The following is a 20081-nucleotide window of genomic DNA, read 5'->3' as shown; positions in this document are numbered from 1 at the left end:
AATAGAGTTTCTCTGGGTTAAAAATGGTTGAAGCTGCTTTAACCCATTTTTATTTTTAGGCATTCGAATGCGACTGAAAGAAGTTGCCGAATGCCGAGTTTCTATGTGTGAAAACACAACCTGAGGGGTGAATAAGTTGGCAGGTAAAGTGATTCAAAGTGGCCGACACCGCCAGCGTCGTACGTATTCACGTATTAACGAAGTGCTGGGCCTTCCAAATCTCATCGAGATTCAACAAAAGTCCTACCAATGGTTCCTTGATGAGGGGCTCCGTGAGATGTTCCAAGACATTTCGCCAATCCAGGACTTCACAGGTAATCTCGTGCTGGAGTTTATCGACTACAGCTTGGGAGAGCCGAAGTACGATGTTGACGAGTCGAAAGAACGTGACGTCACCTATGCGGCGCCTCTGCGTGTGAAGGTACGTTTGTTGAACAAAGAGACGGGTGAAGTGAAGGAACAAGAAGTATTCATGGGGGATTTCCCGCTCATGACTGAAACGGGAACCTTCATTATTAATGGTGCTGAGCGCGTAATTGTCAGCCAGCTTGTTCGTTCCCCCAGTGTATATTACAACACCAAAGTGGACAAAAACGGCAAGCAGACGTTTACAGCTACAGTAATCCCGAACCGGGGTGCTTGGCTGGAGCTGGAGACCGATGCGAAGGACGTTATTTATGTCCGCATCGACCGTACGCGAAAAATCCCGGTAACGGTTCTTTTGCGTGCGTTGGGCTTTGGTTCCGACATTGAGATTCTCAACTTGCTGGGTGAAGATGAATACATCAAGAACACGCTGGAAAAAGACAATACGGATTCTACGGAAAAAGCGCTCATCGAAATCTACGAGCGTCTTCGTCCGGGTGAGCCACCAACAGTCGAAAATGCGAAGAGCCTCTTGATCTCTCGTTTCTTCGACCCTAAGCGCTATGATTTGGCTTCTGTTGGTCGCTATAAAATGAACAAAAAGCTTCATTTGAAAAACCGTCTGTACAACCAACGTCTGGCTGAAACGTTGATCGATACGACAACAGGTGAAATTTTTGCCGAAGCAGGTCAAATGATTGACCGTCGTGTGTTGGAACGTATTGTGCCAGCTCTGGAAGGCAGCATCGGATTTATCGACGTTCGCACGCATGGCGGCGTTCTGGAAGATGAAGCAATCCATCTACAATCTATCAATATTTTTTCTCCGATCGAAGATGGCAAGATCATCAAAGTAATCGGAAACGGAAATGTAGATAAGTCCTTCAAACATATTACGCCGGCGGACATCGTATCGGCGATCAACTATTTCATGAACCTGCTGCACAGTGTAGGCTCCACAGATGATATCGACCACTTGGGTAACCGTCGTCTGCGTTCCGTAGGTGAACTGTTGCAGAACCAGTTCCGTATTGGTCTGTCCCGTATGGAGCGTGTGGTTCGTGAGCGCATGTCCATCCAGGATCAAAACCAAATTACACCGCAAGCTCTCATTAACATCCGTCCAGTGATTGCCTCGCTGAAGGAGTTCTTTGGTAGCTCGCAGTTGTCCCAGTTCATGGATCAAACGAATCCATTGGCTGAGCTGACGCACAAACGCCGTTTGTCCGCACTCGGACCTGGTGGTTTGACGCGTGAGCGCGCGGGCTTCGAAGTGCGCGACGTTCACCATTCCCACTACGGTCGTATGTGTCCAATTGAGACGCCAGAGGGACCAAACATTGGTTTGATCAACTCCCTGTCGTCCTTTGCACGCATTAACGATTACGGATTCATCGAAACGCCGCGTCGTAAAGTAGATCCAGAAACAGGCTTCGTGTTGACTGATATCAGCTACTTGACTGCTGATGAGGAAGACGTGTTCAACGTGGCACAGGCGAATCAGCCACTTGATGAAGATGGTCGTTTCGTAAACGACATGGTAATCTGCCGTCGTAAAGGTGAGATCTTGAGCGTACCGCGCGACAAGGTAGACTTCATGGACGTATCGCCGAAGCAGGTTGTATCCGTTGCGACAGCGCTGATTCCGTTCCTCGAGAACGATGACGCCAACCGCGCACTGATGGGTTCAAACATGCAGCGGCAGGCCGTTCCGCTTTTGATTCCACAAGCACCGTTTGTCGGTACGGGTATGGAACATAAAGCAGCGCAAGACTCCGGTGTGGCGATCGTTGCCAAGCATCCGGGTCAAGTTGAGCGCGTAACGGCTCGCGAAATCTGGATTCGTCGTTACCAAGAAATCGACGGCAGAAAAGTTGCTGGCGATCTCGATAAATACAAAATGCACAAGTTTATCCGTTCCAACCAAGGTACCTGCATCAACCAGCGTCCAATTGTAAGCACTGGAGACTGGATTGAAAAAGGCGATATCGTTGGGGACGGCCCATCCACTGAAAAAGGTGAATTGGCTCTCGGTCGTAACGTAATCGTTGCGTTTATGACGTGGGAAGGATACAACTACGAAGACGCGATTCTTCTAAGTGAAAAACTTGTAAAAGATGACGTGTATACGTCTATTCATATTGAAGAATACGAGTCCGAAGCTCGCGACACCAAGCTGGGTCCAGAGGAAATCACTCGCGATATTCCAAACGTCGGGGAAGATGCTCTGAAAAACCTGGACGAACGCGGTATCATCCGTGTTGGTGCGGAGATTCAGGACGGCGACATTCTCGTTGGTAAGGTTACACCTAAAGGGGTTACTGAGCTGACAGCAGAAGAACGCCTCCTGCATGCCATCTTCGGTGAAAAAGCTCGTGAAGTTCGTGATACATCCCTGCGCGTACCGCATGGTGGTTCCGGTATCATCGTAGACGTAAAAGTATTTACGCGTGAGAATGGCGACGAATTGCCACCAGGCGTAAACCAACTCGTTCGCGTTTACATCGCCCAAAAACGGAAAATCTCCGTGGGTGACAAAATGGCCGGTCGACATGGTAACAAAGGGGTTATCGCCCGCATCATGGCGGAAGAAGATATGCCGTTCCTGCCAGATGGTTCTCCAGTAGAGATCGTACTTAACCCGTTGGGCGTACCTTCGCGTATGAACATCGGTCAGGTATTGGAGACTCACTTGGGTATGGCAGCGAAGCTTCTGGGTATCCACGTAGCAACGCCGGTATTCGACGGTGCACGTCAGGCAGAAGTATTCGAAACGTTGGAAGAAGCAGGTCTGGATCGTGACGGAAAAACGATCTTGTTTGATGGTCGTACTGGTGAACCGTTTGATCGCCGTGTAACAGTTGGTTGTGTATACATGCTGAAACTGGCTCACTTGGTTGACGATAAAATCCATGCTCGTTCTACTGGTCCTTACTCTCTTGTTACGCAGCAGCCATTGGGTGGTAAAGCTCAATTCGGTGGACAGCGTTTCGGGGAGATGGAGGTTTGGGCATTGGAAGCATACGGTGCTGCCTACACCTTGCAAGAAATTCTTACTGTCAAGTCGGATGACGTCGTGGGCCGCGTGAAAACGTACGAAGCGATCGTTAAGGGCGAAAACGTTCCAGAACCAGGTGTTCCAGAGTCCTTCAAGGTATTGATCAAGGAACTGCAGAGCTTGGGTATGGACGTGAAAATTCTGTCCGGTGACGAGCAGGAGATTGAAATGCGTGAAATGGAAGATGAGGATGAAGGTAACGGTGAAAAACTGAACCTCGTTCTCGAAGGCGGAAGCTTGAACGAAGAGTAAGATTCCGGTACCAAGGGAGGTAACGCCCTGTGATTGACGTGAACAACTTCGAATATATGAAGATCGGCTTGGCTTCCCCCGATAAGATCCGTTCGTGGTCTTTCGGGGAAGTGAAGAAGCCAGAGACGATCAACTACCGCACACTGAAACCGGAAAAAGACGGCTTGTTCTGTGAACGCATCTTTGGACCAACCAAGGACTGGGAATGCCATTGCGGTAAATACAAGCGTGTTCGTTATAAAGGTGTAGTGTGCGACCGTTGTGGCGTGGAAGTAACCCGCGCCAAAGTACGGCGTGAGCGTATGGGGCACATTGAACTGGCTGCCCCAGTTTCTCACATCTGGTACTTCAAAGGGATTCCAAGCCGTATGGGCTTGGTGCTCGACATGTCCCCTCGTTCCCTGGAGGAAGTAATCTACTTTGCTTCTTACGTAGTTACCGATCCAGGTGACACTCCTCTCGATAAAAAGCAATTGCTCTCCGAAAAAGAGTATCGCAATTATCGTGAGAAATACGGCCACTCCTTCCAAGCGATGATGGGAGCAGAAGCGATCAAACGCCTGCTTGCAGAAATCGATTTGGATAAAGACGTGGAAACGTTAAAAGAAGATTTGAAAACGGCACAAGGCCAGCGTCGCAACCGTGCGATCAAGCGTCTGGAAGTGCTCGAGGCATTCCGCAACTCCGGTAACCACCCGGATTGGATGGTTCTCGACGTATTACCGGTTATCCCGCCAGAGCTTCGTCCAATGGTTCAGTTGGATGGTGGACGTTTTGCCACTTCCGACCTGAATGACCTGTACCGCCGTGTAATCAACCGTAATAACCGTCTGAAGCGCCTGCTCGAACTGGGTGCGCCTGACATTATCGTACAAAACGAGAAACGCATGCTGCAGGAAGCAGTAGACGCGCTCATCGACAACGGTCGTCGTGGACGTCCGGTAACAGGACCAGGTAACCGTCCTTTGAAATCTCTCAGCCACATGCTGAAAGGTAAACAAGGTCGTTTCCGTCAAAACCTGCTCGGTAAGCGTGTTGACTACTCCGGTCGTTCCGTTATCGTTGTAGGACCTAACCTGAAGATGTATCAGTGCGGTTTGCCTAAAGAAATGGCACTGGAGCTCTTCAAGCCGTTCGTGATGAAAGAGCTGGTTTCCAAAGGCCTCGCTCACAACATCAAGAGCGCAAAGCGCAAGGTTGAGCGCGTTCAGCCAGAGGTATGGGACGTTCTCGAGGACGTTATTCGTGAGCACCCGGTACTGTTGAACCGTGCCCCCACCTTGCACCGTTTGGGTATCCAGGCGTTCGAACCAGTTCTGGTTGAAGGCCGTGCGATCCGTCTGCATCCGCTCGTTTGTACAGCGTACAACGCGGACTTCGACGGTGACCAAATGGCGGTTCACGTTCCGTTGTCTGCTGAAGCACAGGCAGAAGCCCGTATCCTCATGCTGGCAGCGCAGAACATCTTGAACCCGAAAGACGGTAAACCTGTAGTAACACCATCCCAGGATATGGTGCTTGGTTCTTACTACCTGACGCTAGAGCGCGAAGGCGACAAAGGCGAGGGTACGATTTATCGCGATCCTCACGATGCGATTGCCGCTTATCAGCAAGGCTTTATCAGCTTGCATACGCGTATCGTTCTGCCAGCGAAACGCCTGAACAAAATCAGCTTTACTGAGCGTCAAGAGAACGCACTGATCGTAACGACAGTTGGGAAAGTGATTTTCAACGAGATTTTCCCTGCTGATTTGCCGTTCATTAATGCGCCAACTCGAGCTAACCTGCAAACGATGGTTCCAGATGAGTGCTTTATTTTTGATAAAGGTACGAATGTTTCTGAGTTCATTAAGAACCTCCCTGATCCAGGGGCTGTAAAAAAAGGCTTCCTAGGTACCATTATTTCCGAGTGCTTCCGCCGCTTCGGTACGATGAAAACGTCCATGATTCTCGACAGAATCAAGGAACTGGGCTTCACGTACTCGACGAAAGCAGGTATCACGATTGCCGTAGCGGACATCGCGGTACCAGGAAAGAAAAAAGACATCCTTGACGCTGCAGATGAGAAGGTAGCAACTGTTATGACGCAATTCCGTCGCGGTTTGATCACCGAGGACGAGCGCTATGACCGCGTTATTTCCATCTGGTCCAAAGCGAAGGATGAGGTAACAGAAGTTTTGATGAAGTCCATGGATAAGTTTAACGCGATCTTCATGATGGCGAACTCCGGTGCCCGTGGTAACGTATCCCAGATCACTCAGCTGGCTGGTATGCGCGGTCTGATGGCGAACCCATCCGGTCGAATCATCGAGTTGCCGATTAAATCCAACTTCCGTGAAGGTCTGACGGTATTGGAGTACTTTATCTCTACGCACGGTGCGCGTAAAGGTCTCGCCGATACGGCCTTGCGTACAGCGGACTCGGGTTACCTGACTCGTCGTCTGGTGGACGTTGCTCAAGACGTGATTGTACGCGAAACCGATTGTGGAACAGATAAAGGTATCCGTGTAACAGCGATCAAGGATGGTAAAGAAGAAATCGAGAAGCTATCTGACCGTCTGACAGGACGTACTTGCTTCGAGACTTTACGCCACCCTGAGACAAAAGAAATCATCGTGCACCGCAATGAGGAGATCTCTGAAGAGGTTGCCGAGTATATCGAAAAAGTTGGAATCACTGACGTTTACATCCGTAACGTACTTGCTTGCCGCACCAGCCACGGTGTCTGCAAACTGTGCTACGGACGCAACCTGGCTACAGGAGCCGAGGTGGAAGTGGGAGAAGCAGTCGGTATTATCGCTGCACAATCCATTGGTGAGCCGGGTACCCAGCTGACCATGCGTACCTTCCATACCGGTGGGGTTGCGGGAGACGATATTACCCAAGGTTTGCCGCGTATTCAAGAGTTGTTTGAGGCGCGCAATCCGAAAGGGCAAGCAGTCATCTCCGAAATCGATGGTGAAGTTATTGATATTCGCGAAGGGAAAGATCGTCGCGAGATCGAAGTACGTGGAGAAGCGGAGAACAAAGTGTATGCAGCACCGTATGGCTCGCGCATCAAGGTTTCTGTTGGTGTCAAGCTGAATGCTGGTGACGAGCTCACAGAGGGTTCCGTAGACCCGAAAGAAATGCTCAAAGTTCGCGGTATGCGCGGCGTTTCGAACTACATCTTGCAAGAGGTACAAAAAGTTTACCGTATGCAAGGGGTAGAAATTAACGACAAGCACGTAGAGGTTATGATTCGTCAGATGCTGCGCAAACTGCGCGTTATCGACAGCGGAGATACAGACCTCTTGCCAGGTTCCTATGTTGAGGTTCCTGAATTTGAGCAAGCGAACGCAAAAGTTCTCATGGAAGGCAGAAATCCAGCAGTGGGTCGTCCGGTTCTTTTGGGGATCACCAAAGCATCCCTCGAAACCGACTCCTTCCTGTCGGCAGCATCCTTCCAGGAAACGACTCGTGTTCTTACCGATGCAGCAATCAAAGGAAAAGTCGATCGCTTGCTAGGTTTGAAAGAGAACGTTATTATCGGGAAGCTGGTTCCAGCAGGTACCGGTATGTCACGTTACCGCAATGTAAAAGTTGCTAGTCAAGTAGATTACGAAGCAGAGCTGGAAGCAGCGAAAGCTGAGCAAGAAGCAGTTTCTGTAGAGTAATGGCGGGAAAAGCGCCCATCACCGATTGGTGGGCGCTTTCCTAAATAAAAAATATCAAAAGGGCGTTGACAATAACTAGCCCACCTGATATTATATTCAAGTGTGCCTGACATCTGTACTTTGGAGGATATGAGAATCATGTCTTATGAAAAAGTCGAGCGGGCCAAGGACTTGACAATCGGCATTAAGCAGACGATCAAAGCTGTTGAAAGCCAACAGGTAGAAGCAGTGTATATCGCTGTTGATGCAGATAAGCGTTTGACCCAAAAAGTCGAGCTCCTTTGCAAAGAGAAGGGTGTTCCAGTCATCCATGTAGATTCCATGTATCGCTTAGGCAAAGCGTGCGGAATTGAAGTGGGAGCGGCTACTGCTGCGATTAAAAAAAGTGGTTAACGATGTTTTTGTCCGTGGCTTACACGTTGCGTAATGATGGACAAGGACTTTCTATTTGACCTAAAAATGACTCACCTGGATCTGTGGTCTTGAAGATTGGGTATTAAGAAGGGAGGTAACATCATGCCTACAATTAACCAATTGGTGCGTAAAGGTCGCGAGGATAAGGTAGTGAAGTCGAAGTCCCCAGCTCTTCAAAAGGGGTACAACAGCTTCAAGAAAAGCCAAACTAACCAAAGCTCTCCTCAAAAACGTGGTGTTTGCACTCGTGTAGGTACCATGACTCCGAAAAAACCGAACTCCGCGTTGCGTAAATACGCTCGTGTGCGTTTGACTAACGGAATCGAGGTAACAGCTTACATCGGTGGTATTGGCCACAACCTGCAAGAGCATAGCGTCGTGCTGGTGCGCGGCGGTCGTGTAAAAGACTTGCCAGGGGTACGCTACCATATCGTTCGTGGTGCTCTTGACACTGCTGGTGTGAACAACCGTAAACAAGGTCGTTCCAAATACGGTACTAAGCGTCCGAAGCCAGGTCAAGCAGCAGCGAAGAAGTAATAAAAAAACGCCTGTGAAGTGGCGTGAATTTATAACGAAAAGAAGGAGGGAATACGATGCCTCGTAAAGGTCCTGTAACCCGTCGTGACGTGCTGCCTGATCCTATTCACAACAGCAAGTTGGTTACTCGCTTGATTAACCGCCTGATGTTGGATGGTAAGCGTGGTGTAGCTCAGAACATTCTCTACAACGCATTTGACATCATCCAGGAGCGCACAGGTCGCAACCCGATGGAAGTGTTTGAAGAAGCACTGAAAAACGTAATGCCAGTACTGGAAGTTAAAGCTCGCCGTGTAGGTGGTGCTAACTACCAAGTACCAATCGAAGTAAAACCGGAGCGCCGTACCACTCTTGGCCTGCGTTGGATGGTTAACTACTCCCGTAACCGTGGAGAGAAAACCATGGAACAACGTCTTGCTAACGAGATCATGGACGCTGCTAACAACACCGGTGCAGCAGTTAAAAAGCGTGAAGACACGCACAAGATGGCTGAAGCGAACAAAGCGTTTGCTCACTATCGCTGGTAGGAATTGAATCGGGTGTCCGTATTGGATACCCGTTTATTCTCAAACTCGAGTATGGAAGGAGCATACCTAATGGCTCGCGAGTTCTCTTTGCCGAATACGCGTAATATCGGTATCATGGCTCACATCGATGCTGGTAAGACGACGACTACTGAGCGTATTCTGTTCTACACTGGTCGCGTTCATAAAATTGGTGAGGTGCACGAAGGTGCAGCAACCATGGACTGGATGGAACAAGAGCAAGAGCGTGGTATCACGATCACTTCGGCTGCTACTACTGCTCAATGGAATGGCCATCGAATCAACATTATCGATACGCCAGGCCACGTAGACTTCACTGTTGAAGTTGAGCGCTCCCTCCGCGTTCTTGACGGTGCTGTAACCGTTTTTGACGCAAAAGGTGGCGTTGAGCCGCAAACCGAAACCGTATGGCGCCAAGCTGACCGCTATGGCGTACCACGCATGTGCTACATCAACAAAATGGATATCATGGGTGCTAACTTTGATATGTGCTTGGGTCAGATCAAATCTCGCCTGGGTGCAAATCCAGTAGCGATCCAATATCCAATCGGTGCAGAAGATCAATTCAAAGGTATGGTTGACCTGATTGAAATGAAGGCAATCGTATATACTGATGACTTGGGTAAAACTTCTGACTCCGCTGAAATCCCTGCTGACCTGCTCGCTCGTTGCGAAGAACTTCGTATGGCGATGGTTGAGGCAGCTGCAGAACAAGACGAAGAGCTCATGATGAAGTACTTGGAAGGCGAAGAGCTGACCAACGACGAAATCCGTGCTGCTCTGCGTAAGGGTACTATCGACTGCAAACTGACGCCGGTAATGTGCGGTTCTTCTTATAAGAACAAAGGTGTTCAGCCTATGCTGGACAACGTAGTTGCTTACCTGCCGTCTCCAGTAGATATCCCTGCAATTAAAGGTACATTGCCAGATACTGAAGATGAAGTTGATCGTCCAGCTGACGACAACGGTCCGTTCTCTGCTCTTGCGTTCAAGATCATGACTGACCCGTATGTTGGTCGTTTGACTTTCTTCCGCGTATACTCCGGTGTACTGAACTCCGGTTCTTACGTTCTCAACTCTACCAAGGGTAAACGTGAGCGCGTAGGCCGTATCCTGCAAATGCACGCAAACCACCGTGAAGAGATCACAACGGTTTACTCCGGGGACATTGCTGCAGCTGTAGGTTTGAAAGATACAACAACTGGTGATACTCTGTGTGATGAAAAGGCTCCAGTAATCCTTGAGTCTATGGACTTCCCAGAGCCAGTTATTTCTGTTGCGATCGAACCAAAATCCAAAGCAGACCAAGACAAGATGGGTATCGGCCTGTCCAAGCTTGCTGAAGAGGATCCAACGTTCAGAACTCGCACGGATGAAGAGACTGGTCAAACAATCATCTCCGGTATGGGTGAGCTTCACCTGGAGATTATCGTAGACCGTCTGAAACGCGAATTTAAAGTCGAGTCGAACGTAGGTGCTCCACAGGTTGCTTACCGTGAAACATTCCGTAACGCAGCAAAAGTGGAAGGTAAATTCGTTCGTCAGTCCGGTGGTCGTGGTCAATACGGTCACGTTTGGGTGGAATTCGCTCCACTCGAAGCTGGTCAAGGCTTCCAATTCGAAAACAAAATCGTTGGTGGTGTAGTACCACGCGAATACATCCCTGCTGTTCAAGCGGGTATCGAAGAGTCCATGAAAAATGGTGTTATCGCCGGCTTCCCGCTGGTTGATATCAAAGCTACTATCGTAGACGGTAGCTACCATGATGTTGACTCCAACGAGATGGCATTTAAAGTAGCAGGTTCCCTCGCATTGAAGGAAGCTGCGAAAAAATGTGGCGCTGTACTGCTCGAGCCAATCATGAAAGTAGAAGTTACAATGCCAGAAGAGTACATGGGCGACGTTATGGGCGACCTGAACTCCCGCCGCGGTCGTATCGAAGGTATGGAAGCTCGTGCAAATGCACAAGTAATCCGTGCAATGGTACCACTGTCCGAGATGTTTGGTTACTCCACAATTCTTCGTTCCCGTACCCAAGGCCGTGGCGTTTACTCCATGGTGATCGACCACTACGAAGAAGTACCTAAATTTATCGCTGAAGAGATCATCAAGAAATCTAAAGGCGAATAATTACAGGTTACAGCTTTATCTTGCAATCAGAAAGGTTTACAATATGGAAGGGACAACCATTCGTAAGGTAAACCTTTCTTCAAACCATAAAACCCTTATCTATAAGGAGGCTTTTCTCTCATGGCAAAAGCGAAATTCGAGCGTAATAAACCACACGTTAACATTGGTACCATCGGTCACGTTGACCATGGTAAAACTACCCTGACTGCTGCTATCACAACCGTTTTGGCACAAACAGGTCAAGCACAAGCAATGAACTATGCATCTATCGACGCTGCTCCAGAAGAAAAAGAGCGCGGTATCACTATCAACACTGCTCACGTTGAGTATGAAACTGAAAACCGTCACTATGCTCACGTTGACTGCCCTGGTCACGCGGACTATGTGAAAAACATGATTACTGGTGCTGCTCAAATGGACGGCGCAATCCTGGTTGTATCCGCAGCTGATGGCCCTATGCCACAAACTCGCGAGCACATCCTGCTCTCCAAACAAGTAGGCGTACCTTACATCGTAGTATTCATGAACAAATGCGACATGGTAGACGATGAAGAGTTGTTGGAACTGGTTGAAATGGAAATCCGTGACCTGTTGTCTCAATATGAGTTCCCAGGTGACGACACTCCAGTAATCAAAGGTTCTGCTAAAGAAGCTTTGGATAACCCAACTGGTGAGTGGGCTAAGAAAATTGGCGAACTGATGGAAGCTGTTGACAGCTACATCCCAACTCCTGAGCGTGCAACTGACAAGCCGTTCCTGATGCCTGTAGAGGACGTGTTCACGATCACTGGTCGTGGTACTGTTGCTACTGGTCGTGTAGAGCGCGGTATCGTTAAAGTTGGTGACCAAGTAGAAATCATTGGTCTGGCTGAAGAAACTAAAAACACAACTGTAACTGGTGTTGAGATGTTCCGCAAATTGCTGGATCAAGCTCAAGCTGGTGACAACATCGGTGCTCTGCTGCGCGGTGTAGACCGTAACGACATCGAGCGTGGACAATGCTTGGCGAAACCAGGTTCCGTTAAGCCTTACACTAAGTTCAAAGCAGAAGTTTACGTTCTGTCCAAAGAAGAAGGCGGACGTCACACTCCTTTCTTTGCTAACTACCGTCCACAATTCTACTTCCGTACAACTGACGTAACAGGTATCATCCAACTGCCAGAAGGCGTTGAAATGATCATGCCTGGCGACAACACTGAGTTCACTGTAGAACTGATCGCTCCAGTAGCGATGGAACAAGGTACTCGCTTCGCGATCCGCGAAGGTGGCCGTACAGTAGGCGCTGGCGTTGTAGCTTCTATCGACGCGTAAGATATACGGATACACAAAACCCGACAACTTTGGTTGTCGGGTTTTTTTATGTGCATTTATCGAACTTTTAAATAACTCCCATCAAAATCATTCAATTTGGCTCTCGTAGCAATATGCTACAATACCATCAGGATTGGATGGGGGATAGTAGAGATGAAAAATAATGAGCGATTATTGTTTCTTATGCTTGCGGGTGTTGTCACGCTGTGGGGCTTGAATGTCGTCATGGTCAAGTATTTAACCACGTTTCCTCCATTATATGTCGCGGCTATACGCATGACTGTTGGTGGAATCTGTTTATCACCACTCATTTTCTTATACAGAAAGAGTTTGCGATTTAGCAAAACGGATTGGTTCTTGTTAGCTGGAGTCGGAGCTAGTTCTATCGCACTTCATCAAATAACGCTTGCAGCAGGTGTTCAATACACGACAGCAGGAAATGCATCGCTTATACTTGGATTAAATCCGTTGGCAACTGCTCTCTTGGCGATGTTATTCTTAGGGGAAGGCATGTCTTTGAAAAAAGGGCTTGGCATTGGAATGGGGTTTGCAGGAGTGTTGATTGTCGTCATCTCTCAGCACGGTGGCCTTCATATGAATGGCTGGGGAGATGCCATTATGTTTTTCTCCATGCTCATGTATGTAACGGGTGGTTTACTCATTCGAAAGTTGGTCGTAAGAGGTGTACCAGTACTCTTAATTACGGCTTTATCGCAAACGTTTGGGGTCATCTTCTTGTGGGGAGTCGCATTGACTGTTCAACCAGCTTCCTATTATTTTTCTTTGGACGTTTCCTCCTTCCAGTGGCTTGTGATTTTTGCTTCAGGTGCGCTGTCAACTGCGCTCGGCTCAGTCGGCTGGAATTATGGGATACGTCAGCTCGGGGCGAGTCGAACAGCTGTATTCCTAAATGGAATGCCAATGGCCAGTTTGGTATTTGCGGCGATATTCCTGGGAGAAAGCCTTCAACTCGTACACCTACTTGCACTGTGCATGATTGTAGGGGGTGTATACTTGGGATCGCGTAGCTTGGTGAGACCGAAAGCTACCTGTGCTGCAGCACCCTCTGATATAACAACAAAAGCGTAGGACGGTAAATTGTCCTACGCTTTTTCTTATTGAGCCCACTTATTGACCATATGGTGAGCAGTTAAACGCAAGCGATCAAAGATTTGCTTCCGAATTTCGCCCTCTAGTCCAGTCAGGTTCATGGCTTTATCCATACAAGATAGCCAAGCCTCTGCCTGTACAGGTCCAATGGGGAAAGGCATGTGTCGTGCTCGCAGCATCGGATGACCATGGGCGTCCGAATAAAGGCTTGGACCACCGAGAAACTGCGTCAAAAACTGATATTGACGCTCCTTCACGTGGGTTAAATCTTCAGGGAAGAGGTCGTTAATATCGGGATGCTGTTTTACCAGATCGTAAAAGGTATCGACAAGACGGGTCAAAGTATCTGCCCCGCCAATGATTTCATAAGGGGTTTGATTCACATCAGACATTGAGGAAAACCTCCATTTCATAACGATTACAATCCTAAGTATAACGTCATCCTTCTATTATAGATAGATGACTTGGCAGGTTGGCAGGTAATCCCGCTTGCCTTTCTTCCTTGAAATCTGTATGATGGTCAAGGTGAGCCATTCAGTAGGCACACCCTGTACAAAAAAATATACGGAAACCCAAGAAAAAACTTGCGTTGCCCAAATCTTTTTAGTACAATATTGAATGTTGGTCATGGACTTGCGATGATGTGGGAGGTTGCTGACACACCCGGCCCCTTTGCCATGACCGGGGTGCAGGATATTTCCACGGAGAAATGTCTGTTTAAAAAATGGGCGAAAAAGGAGGGACTTCAATGGCAAAGCAAAAGATTCGTATTCGTTTGAAGGCGTATGATCACAAAATCCTGGATCAGTCCGCAGAAAAAATTGTAGACACTGCGAAGCGTTCCGGTGCTAACGTATCCGGTCCAATTCCACTCCCAACGGAGAAAGCAGTTTACACGATCCTGCGTGCGGTTCATAAGTACAAAGATTCTCGCGAGCAATTCGAGATGCGTACACACAAACGTTTGATCGACATCTTGAACCCAACACCACAAACAGTAGATGCTTTGATGCGTCTGGATCTGCCATCTGGTGTGGATATCGAGATTAAACTGTAAGGTCCCAAAAAGCGATACACGCGCAGACGTTGTCTTGATAAGCGTGTTACACCAAGCAACAAACCCTTAAAATGGCACCCCTGCGCATCGATGGGGACTTGATACAACATAAAAAGCGTTTTACTGAAATAAGCACAGGAGGTGGCACAAATGACCAAAGGAATCTTAGGGAAAAAACTTGGTATGACTCAAGTTTTTGGTCCAAACGGAACAGCGACTGCTGTAACGGTCATCGAGGTTGGTTCCAACGTAGTTCTTCAGAAGAAAGACGTTGAGACTGACGGTTATGAAGCGATTCAAATCGGCTTCGAAGACAAAAAAGAACAGCGCGCTAACAAGCCGGAAAAAGGACATGCAGCGAAAGCTAACACTGCTCCTAAGCGCTTCATTCGCGAAATTCGCGGAGTTAACCTCGCTGATTACGAGGTTGGTCAAGAGTTGAAGGCTGACATTTTTGCCGAGGGAGAAATGGTGGACGTAGCTGGCGTATCCAAGGGTAAAGGTTTCCAAGGTGCGATCAAACGTCACAATCAATCCCGCGGTCCTATGGCTCACGGTTCGCGTTACCATCGCGGTCCAGGTTCCATGGGTGCTGTAGCTCCGAACCGCGTATTTAAAGGTCAAACACTGCCAGGTCAAATGGGTGGCGACAACGTTACCATTCAAAACCTGGAAGTAATTAAAGTAGATACAGAACGTAACCTGGTTCTCGTAAAAGGCTCCGTGCCTGGTCCGAAAAACAGCTGCGTACTGGTATCCACGGCAGTCAAGAAGAACTAGTAAGGAAAGGAGGAACTGACATGCCGAAAGTAGCTCTTTATAACCAAACCGGTTCTCAAGTTGGCGAAATCGATCTGGCAGACAGCGTATTTGGTATTGAGCCTAACAGCGCAGTTCTGTACGATGCGATCGTGATGCAACAAGCATCCCAACGCCAAGGTACACATGATGTAAAGAACCGTTCTGAAGTACGTGGTGGTGGCCGCAAGCCATGGCGCCAAAAAGGTACAGGTCGTGCACGCCAAGGTTCCATTCGCTCTCCGCAATGGAAAGGTGGCGGTGTTGTATTCGGTCCAACTCCGCGCAAATACGGTTACAAACTGAACCGTAAAGTTCGCCGTTTGGCTCTGAAATCTGCACTTTCCACGAAAGTACAAAACAACGAACTCCTGGTATTGGAAGCTTTGAACTTCACAGCTCCAAAAACTAAGGAAATGACAGCTGTTCTGAGCAGCTTGAAAGTAGATCGCAAAGTTCTGATCGTTACTTCCGAGTACGACCAAAACGTAGCGCTCGCTTCCCGCAATATCCCAGGTACAAAAATCGTAGATGCTGCAGGCATTAACGTTCTTGATCTGGTAGCGCATGACAAAGTAATCGTGACGAAAGAAGCGGTTGCGAAAGTAGAGGAGGTGCTCGCATAATGAAGAGCCTTCATGATGTCCTTAAACGCCCTGTCATTACCGAGCGCACCACTGATATGATGGCTGAGAAGAAGTACGTTTTCGAAGTACCTCTCAAAGCTAACAAGACAGAAATCAAACAAGCTGTTGAAAAAGTATTTGGCGTAAAAGTAGAAGCAGTTAACACAGTTCGTGTACCTGCGAAACCAAAACGCTACGGAAAATACTCCGGTTACACGTCCGAGTGGAAGAAAGCAATCGTTAAGCTGACTGATGACAGCAAAGAATTGGCCTTCTACGAGGGAGTATAACCTCGACGACTACCGAAAAGGAGGGTATTAACATGGGTATCAAAAAGTTTAAACCGACTTCTCCTGGTCGTCGCCAAATGACGGTTTCTACTTTCGAGGAGATCACCACGTCGACTCCCGAAAAATCCTTGTTGGCGCCTCTCAGCAAAAAAGCTGGTCGCAACAACCAAGGTAGAATTACCGTTCGTCATCAAGGTGGCGGTCATAAACGTAAATACCGTATTATCGACTTCAAACGTAACAAAGATGGTATCATTGGTCGCGTAGCAACCATTGAATACGATCCAAACCGTTCCGCTAACATCGCGCTGATCAACTATGCAGACGGTGAAAAGCGTTACATTATCGCTCCACACAACCTGAAAGTGGGCGACCAGATCGTATCCGGAGCAGATGCCGACATCAAAATCGGTAACGCACTGCCAATGGAGAAAATCCCGGTAGGTACTACCATCCACAACATCGAGCTGAAACCTGGTAAAGGCGGCCAATTGGTGCGCGCTGCTGGTACATCTGCTCAATTGCTTGGTCGTGATGGTGAGTTCGTAATCGTTCGCCTGTCTTCCGGTGAAACTCGCCGCATCCACAACGTATGCCGCGCTACTATCGGTCAAGTAGGTAACCTGGATCACGAACTGCTGAACATCGGTAAAGCAGGACGTTCCCGCTGGTTGGGTATCCGTCCAACTGTTCGCGGTAGCGTAATGAACCCTAACGATCACCCACACGGTGGTGGTGAAGGTCGCGCTCCAATCGGTCGTAAGGCTCCTGTTACTCCTTGGGGTAAACCAACCCTGGGTCTCAAGACTCGTAAGAAGAAGAACAAGTCCGACCAATACATCATCCGCCGCCGCAAGAAGTAAGGTAGGCTGATACTATAACCGAACGCCTTTGGCGAAGGGAGGTTCACTAATGGGACGTAGTTTAAAAAAGGGTCCTTTCGTGGATGACCACTTGATGAAAAAAGTTGACGAGCAAAATGAAAAGAACGAGAAACGCGTGATCAAAACTTGGTCTCGCCGTTCCACCATCTTCCCTGATTTCGTAGGACACACGTTTGCAGTTTACGATGGTCGCAAACATGTACCAGTATACGTATCGGAAGACATGGTTGGTCATAAATTGGGTGAATTCGCACCAACTCGTACCTTCAAGGGTCACGTCGACAACGACAAGAAGTCCAAGAAGCGCTAATTTTCTCTTGACAGAGAGGAGGTACAAAGATGGAAGCAAAAGCAGTTGCACGCAACATTCGCATCGCGTCTCGTAAAGTCCGCCTGGTGGTAGACTTGATCAGAGGCAAGCAAGTAGGTGAAGCTTTGGCGATCTTGAAACACACGCCAAAGGCAGCTTCTCCAGTTGTTGAAAAACTCCTGAAGTCGGCTATTGCAAACGCTGAGCACAACTATGAGATGGATCCAAACAGCCTCGTAGTGGGTAAAGTCTTCGTAGACCAAGGTCCTACGTTGAAGCGTTTCCGTCCGCGCGCTATGGGTCGCGCTAGCCGCATCCATAAACGCACGAGCCACATCACAGTGGTACTAAACGAGAAATAAGGAGGGATTACGTGTGGGTCAAAAGGTAAGCCCGGTAGGTCTTCGGATCGGTGTCATTCGTGACTGGGAGTCCAAATGGTACGCTGACAAGGACTTCGCAACTCTGTTGCACGAAGACTTGAAAATCCGCAAGTATGTAAAAGGGCGTCTGAAAGATGCTGCTGTATCCACGATCGAAATCGAGCGCGCAGCTAATCGCGTGAACGTTACGATTCACACCGCTAAGCCTGGTATGGTAATTGGTAAAGGTGGTTCAGAGGTTGAAACTCTGCGCAAAACCCTGACTGATCTGACTGGCAAACGCGTTCATATCAATATCAACGAAATCAAACGTCCGGATCTGGATGCTACTCTGGTAGCTGAAAATATTGCACGCCAATTGGAAAACCGCATTTCTTTCCGCCGTGCGCAAAAGCAATCGATCACTCGTACGCTGCGCTCTGGTGCTAAAGGTATCAAAACCTTGGTAAGCGGTCGTCTTGGCGGCGCGGACATCGCACGTTCTGAAGGTTACAGCGAAGGTACTGTTCCACTTCACACATTGCGCGCTGACATCGACTACGGTACTGCTGAAGCACATACCACTTATGGTCGCATCGGTGTTAAAGTGTGGATCTATCGTGGAGAAGTCCTTCCAGCGAGAAAGAACGTCGCTACTGAGGAAGGAGGCAAGTAATCATGTTGACGCCAAAACGCGTGAAACACCGTAAACAACACCGCGGGAAAATGGCTGGTAACGCAAAAGGCGGTACTACTGTTGCGTTCGGTGAATACGGATTGCAAGCAATGGAACCATCTTGGGTAACTAACCGTCAGATCGAGGCAGCTCGTATCGCGATGACTCGTTACATCAAACGTGGTGGTAAAGTTTGGATCAAAATTTTCCCAGATAAACCAGTAACACAAAAACCGCTCGAAGTCCGCATGGGTTCCGGTAAAGGTTCTCCTGAGAAATGGGTAGCGGTAGTGAAGCCAGGCAAGATCATGTTCGAGCTTGCTGGTGTTCCTGAAGAAGTCGCTCGCGAAGCTATGCGTCTGGCTATGCACAAACTGCCAATCAAGTGCAAGTTCGTGAAGCGTGAAGAAGTGGGTGGTGACGCACATGAAGGCTAATGAGTACCGTAATTTGACCACTGCCGAGATCGAACAAAACGTTACTTCTTTGAAAGAAGAGTTGTTCAACCTTCGTTTCCAGCTGGCTACGGGTCAACTCGAAACCACATCTCGTATTAAACAAGTGCGTAAGGATATTGCTCGTGCGAAAACCGTCCTGCGCCAGAGAGAATTGGGAATCGGCTAATTATAGGAAGGAGGTTTGAACGATGACCGCAGATCGCAATATGCGTCGAACAGTTGTAGGTCGCGTTGTTTCCGACAAAATGGATAAAACCATTGTTGTTCTTGTTGAAACTTACAAGACACATCCTTTGTACGGCAAACGCATGAAATTCTCGAAAAAGTTCAAGGCTCACGACGAGAACAACACGGCAAAAGTGGGCGACATCGTAGAAATCATGGAAACTCGTCCATTGTCTAAAGACAAGCGTTTCCGTTTGGTACGTATCGTCGAAGAGGCAGTAATCGTATAAGTCAGATTTTCGGATATTAATTCCGAAAGGAGGAACAGTAAATGATCCAAACTCAGACGAGATTGGCTGTTGCTGACAACTCCGGTGCAAAGGAACTCATGTGCATCAAGGTTCTGGGTGGTTCCGGTCGTAAAACGGCGAACATCGGTGATGTTATCGTGTGCTCCGTAAAATCCGCTACACCCGGCGGCGTTGTCAAGAAAGGTCAAGTAGTTAAAGCGGTAGTAGTACGCACAGTAAGTGGCGTTCGTCGTAACGATGGTTCTTACATCCGTTTCGATGAAAATGCAGCTGTAGTTATCAAAGACGATCAATCCCCACGTGGTACTCGTATCTTTGGACCTGTGGCTCGTGAGCTCCGCGATAAGGATTTCATGAAGATCATCTCTCTGGCTCCAGAGGTTATCTAATTGAACGGCAAAACTCAGGCAGTTTGTTCGATAGGAGGTGCACCAAGCGATGCACGTTAAAAAAGGCGACACTGTTATCGTAAATGCGGGCAAAGATAAAGGCAAAAAAGGTCGCGTTCTCGCTGCTTATCCAAAGAAAGAACGCGTTCTGGTTGAAGGTATCAACCTCGTGAAGAAACATAGCCGTCCGTCCCAAGCTAACCCGCAAGGTGGCATTGTGACTCAAGAAGCAGCTATTCACGTATCCAACGTATCTTTGATCGATCCGAAGTCCGGAAAAGCTACTCGCATCGGTTACAAAGTTTTGGATAACGGCAAGAAAGTTCGGTACGCGAAAAAGTCTGGCGAAGTACTCGACAAGTAGTCAGGTTGGAAA

22 protein-coding genes are annotated in these 20081 nt (G+C 48.4%); 21 read left to right on the top strand and 1 reads right to left on the bottom strand.

The genetic code is table 11. The features are described 5' to 3' along the window. The first annotated feature begins 136 nt into the window (after positions 1-136). The 8 genes from rpoB to HP570_RS27120 all read left to right on the top strand — a co-directional run bounded on the left by rpoB (position 137) and on the right by HP570_RS27120 (position 13358). Positions 137-3676, top strand: a complete 3540-nt coding sequence (rpoB, locus tag HP570_RS27155) for a DNA-directed RNA polymerase subunit beta (RefSeq protein WP_172143225.1) — start codon at positions 137-139, stop codon at positions 3674-3676. Between the two features lie 29 nt (positions 3677-3705). Beyond that, entirely contained in the window at positions 3706-7332 is a 3627-nt protein-coding gene (gene rpoC / locus HP570_RS27150; protein WP_173606575.1) for a DNA-directed RNA polymerase subunit beta', read from the top strand. Between the two features lie 138 nt (positions 7333-7470). Further along, the gene (locus HP570_RS27145) at positions 7471-7725 is read left to right on the top strand and encodes a 50S ribosomal protein L7ae-like protein (protein ID WP_012683977.1); all 255 of its coding nucleotides are present in this window, start codon (positions 7471-7473) and stop codon (positions 7723-7725) included. Positions 7726-7848: 123 nt separating this feature from the next. Then, the gene (rpsL, locus tag HP570_RS27140; protein WP_012683978.1) at positions 7849-8283 is read left to right on the top strand and encodes a 30S ribosomal protein S12; all 435 of its coding nucleotides are present in this window, start codon (positions 7849-7851) and stop codon (positions 8281-8283) included. Positions 8284-8339: 56 nt separating this feature from the next. Beyond that, positions 8340-8810, top strand: a complete 471-nt coding sequence (gene rpsG, locus HP570_RS27135; protein ID WP_007716226.1) for a 30S ribosomal protein S7 — start codon at positions 8340-8342, stop codon at positions 8808-8810. A 69-nt stretch (positions 8811-8879) separates the two neighbouring features. Further along, positions 8880-10958 carry an elongation factor G gene (fusA, locus tag HP570_RS27130; protein WP_012683979.1) on the top strand — a complete coding sequence of 693 codons (2079 nt, stop codon included), beginning with the start codon at positions 8880-8882 and terminating at the stop codon, positions 10956-10958. A gap of 120 nt (positions 10959-11078) precedes the next feature. After that, a complete protein-coding gene (tuf, locus tag HP570_RS27125; RefSeq protein ID WP_012683980.1) occupies positions 11079-12269 on the top strand; it encodes an elongation factor Tu in 1191 nt (396 codons plus the stop codon). A gap of 153 nt (positions 12270-12422) precedes the next feature. Continuing rightward, positions 12423-13358: a DMT family transporter gene (locus tag HP570_RS27120; protein WP_012683981.1), complete on the top strand. Its 936-nt coding sequence runs from the start codon at positions 12423-12425 to the stop codon at positions 13356-13358. 26 nt (positions 13359-13384) lie between these two features. On the opposite strand, the gene HP570_RS27115 is transcribed toward HP570_RS27120, so the two are convergent. After that, positions 13385-13771, bottom strand: coding sequence for a globin domain-containing protein (locus HP570_RS27115; protein WP_173627750.1), 387 nt, complete (start codon positions 13769-13771; stop codon positions 13385-13387). A 356-nt stretch (positions 13772-14127) separates the two neighbouring features. On the opposite strand from HP570_RS27115, the gene rpsJ reads away from it, so the two are divergent. The 13 genes from rpsJ to rplX all read left to right on the top strand — a co-directional run bounded on the left by rpsJ (position 14128) and on the right by rplX (position 20069). Next, the gene (gene rpsJ / locus HP570_RS27110) at positions 14128-14436 is read left to right on the top strand and encodes a 30S ribosomal protein S10 (protein WP_005828858.1); all 309 of its coding nucleotides are present in this window, start codon (positions 14128-14130) and stop codon (positions 14434-14436) included. A 150-nt stretch (positions 14437-14586) separates the two neighbouring features. Continuing rightward, positions 14587-15216 (top strand): 50S ribosomal protein L3, encoded by a 630-nt coding sequence (gene rplC / locus HP570_RS27105; protein WP_012683983.1) that lies wholly within the window; start codon positions 14587-14589, stop codon positions 15214-15216. Positions 15217-15236: 20 nt separating this feature from the next. After that, positions 15237-15860 (top strand): 50S ribosomal protein L4, encoded by a 624-nt coding sequence (gene rplD, locus HP570_RS27100; protein WP_173627749.1) that lies wholly within the window; start codon positions 15237-15239, stop codon positions 15858-15860. Then, positions 15860-16150: a 50S ribosomal protein L23 gene (rplW, locus tag HP570_RS27095; protein WP_007716243.1), complete on the top strand. Its 291-nt coding sequence runs from the start codon at positions 15860-15862 to the stop codon at positions 16148-16150. Before rplD ends, rplW begins: the two co-directional genes overlap by 1 nt. Before the next feature lie 32 nt (positions 16151-16182). Further along, positions 16183-17013: a 50S ribosomal protein L2 gene (gene rplB / locus HP570_RS27090; RefSeq protein ID WP_012683985.1), complete on the top strand. Its 831-nt coding sequence runs from the start codon at positions 16183-16185 to the stop codon at positions 17011-17013. Positions 17014-17062: 49 nt separating this feature from the next. After that, entirely contained in the window at positions 17063-17344 is a 282-nt protein-coding gene (gene rpsS / locus HP570_RS27085) for a 30S ribosomal protein S19 (protein ID WP_007716246.1), read from the top strand. A gap of 29 nt (positions 17345-17373) precedes the next feature. Beyond that, positions 17374-17706: a 50S ribosomal protein L22 gene (rplV, locus tag HP570_RS27080; protein ID WP_012683986.1), complete on the top strand. Its 333-nt coding sequence runs from the start codon at positions 17374-17376 to the stop codon at positions 17704-17706. Between the two features lie 13 nt (positions 17707-17719). After that, the gene (gene rpsC / locus HP570_RS27075) at positions 17720-18382 is read left to right on the top strand and encodes a 30S ribosomal protein S3 (protein ID WP_012683987.1); all 663 of its coding nucleotides are present in this window, start codon (positions 17720-17722) and stop codon (positions 18380-18382) included. A gap of 2 nt (positions 18383-18384) precedes the next feature. Beyond that, positions 18385-18819, top strand: coding sequence for a 50S ribosomal protein L16 (gene rplP, locus HP570_RS27070; RefSeq protein WP_007716249.1), 435 nt, complete (start codon positions 18385-18387; stop codon positions 18817-18819). After that, positions 18809-19006, top strand: coding sequence for a 50S ribosomal protein L29 (gene rpmC, locus HP570_RS27065; RefSeq protein WP_012683988.1), 198 nt, complete (start codon positions 18809-18811; stop codon positions 19004-19006). The genes rplP and rpmC overlap by 11 nt, the downstream gene beginning before the upstream one ends. 22 nt (positions 19007-19028) lie before the next feature. Next, a complete protein-coding gene (gene rpsQ / locus HP570_RS27060) occupies positions 19029-19295 on the top strand; it encodes a 30S ribosomal protein S17 (protein WP_012683989.1) in 267 nt (88 codons plus the stop codon). A gap of 41 nt (positions 19296-19336) precedes the next feature. Next, positions 19337-19705, top strand: a complete 369-nt coding sequence (gene rplN / locus HP570_RS27055; RefSeq protein ID WP_012683990.1) for a 50S ribosomal protein L14 — start codon at positions 19337-19339, stop codon at positions 19703-19705. A 49-nt stretch (positions 19706-19754) separates the two neighbouring features. After that, entirely contained in the window at positions 19755-20069 is a 315-nt protein-coding gene (rplX, locus tag HP570_RS27050; protein ID WP_007716253.1) for a 50S ribosomal protein L24, read from the top strand. Positions 20070-20081: the final 12 nt, after the last annotated feature.

Source organism: Brevibacillus sp. RS1.1 (assembly GCF_013284365.1).
In the GTDB taxonomy this organism is placed as follows: Bacteria; Bacillota; Bacilli; order Brevibacillales; family Brevibacillaceae; genus Brevibacillus; species Brevibacillus brevis_D.
Note: the sequence above shows the minus strand (reverse complement) of the source record. Positions and strands in the feature narration are given on the sequence as shown.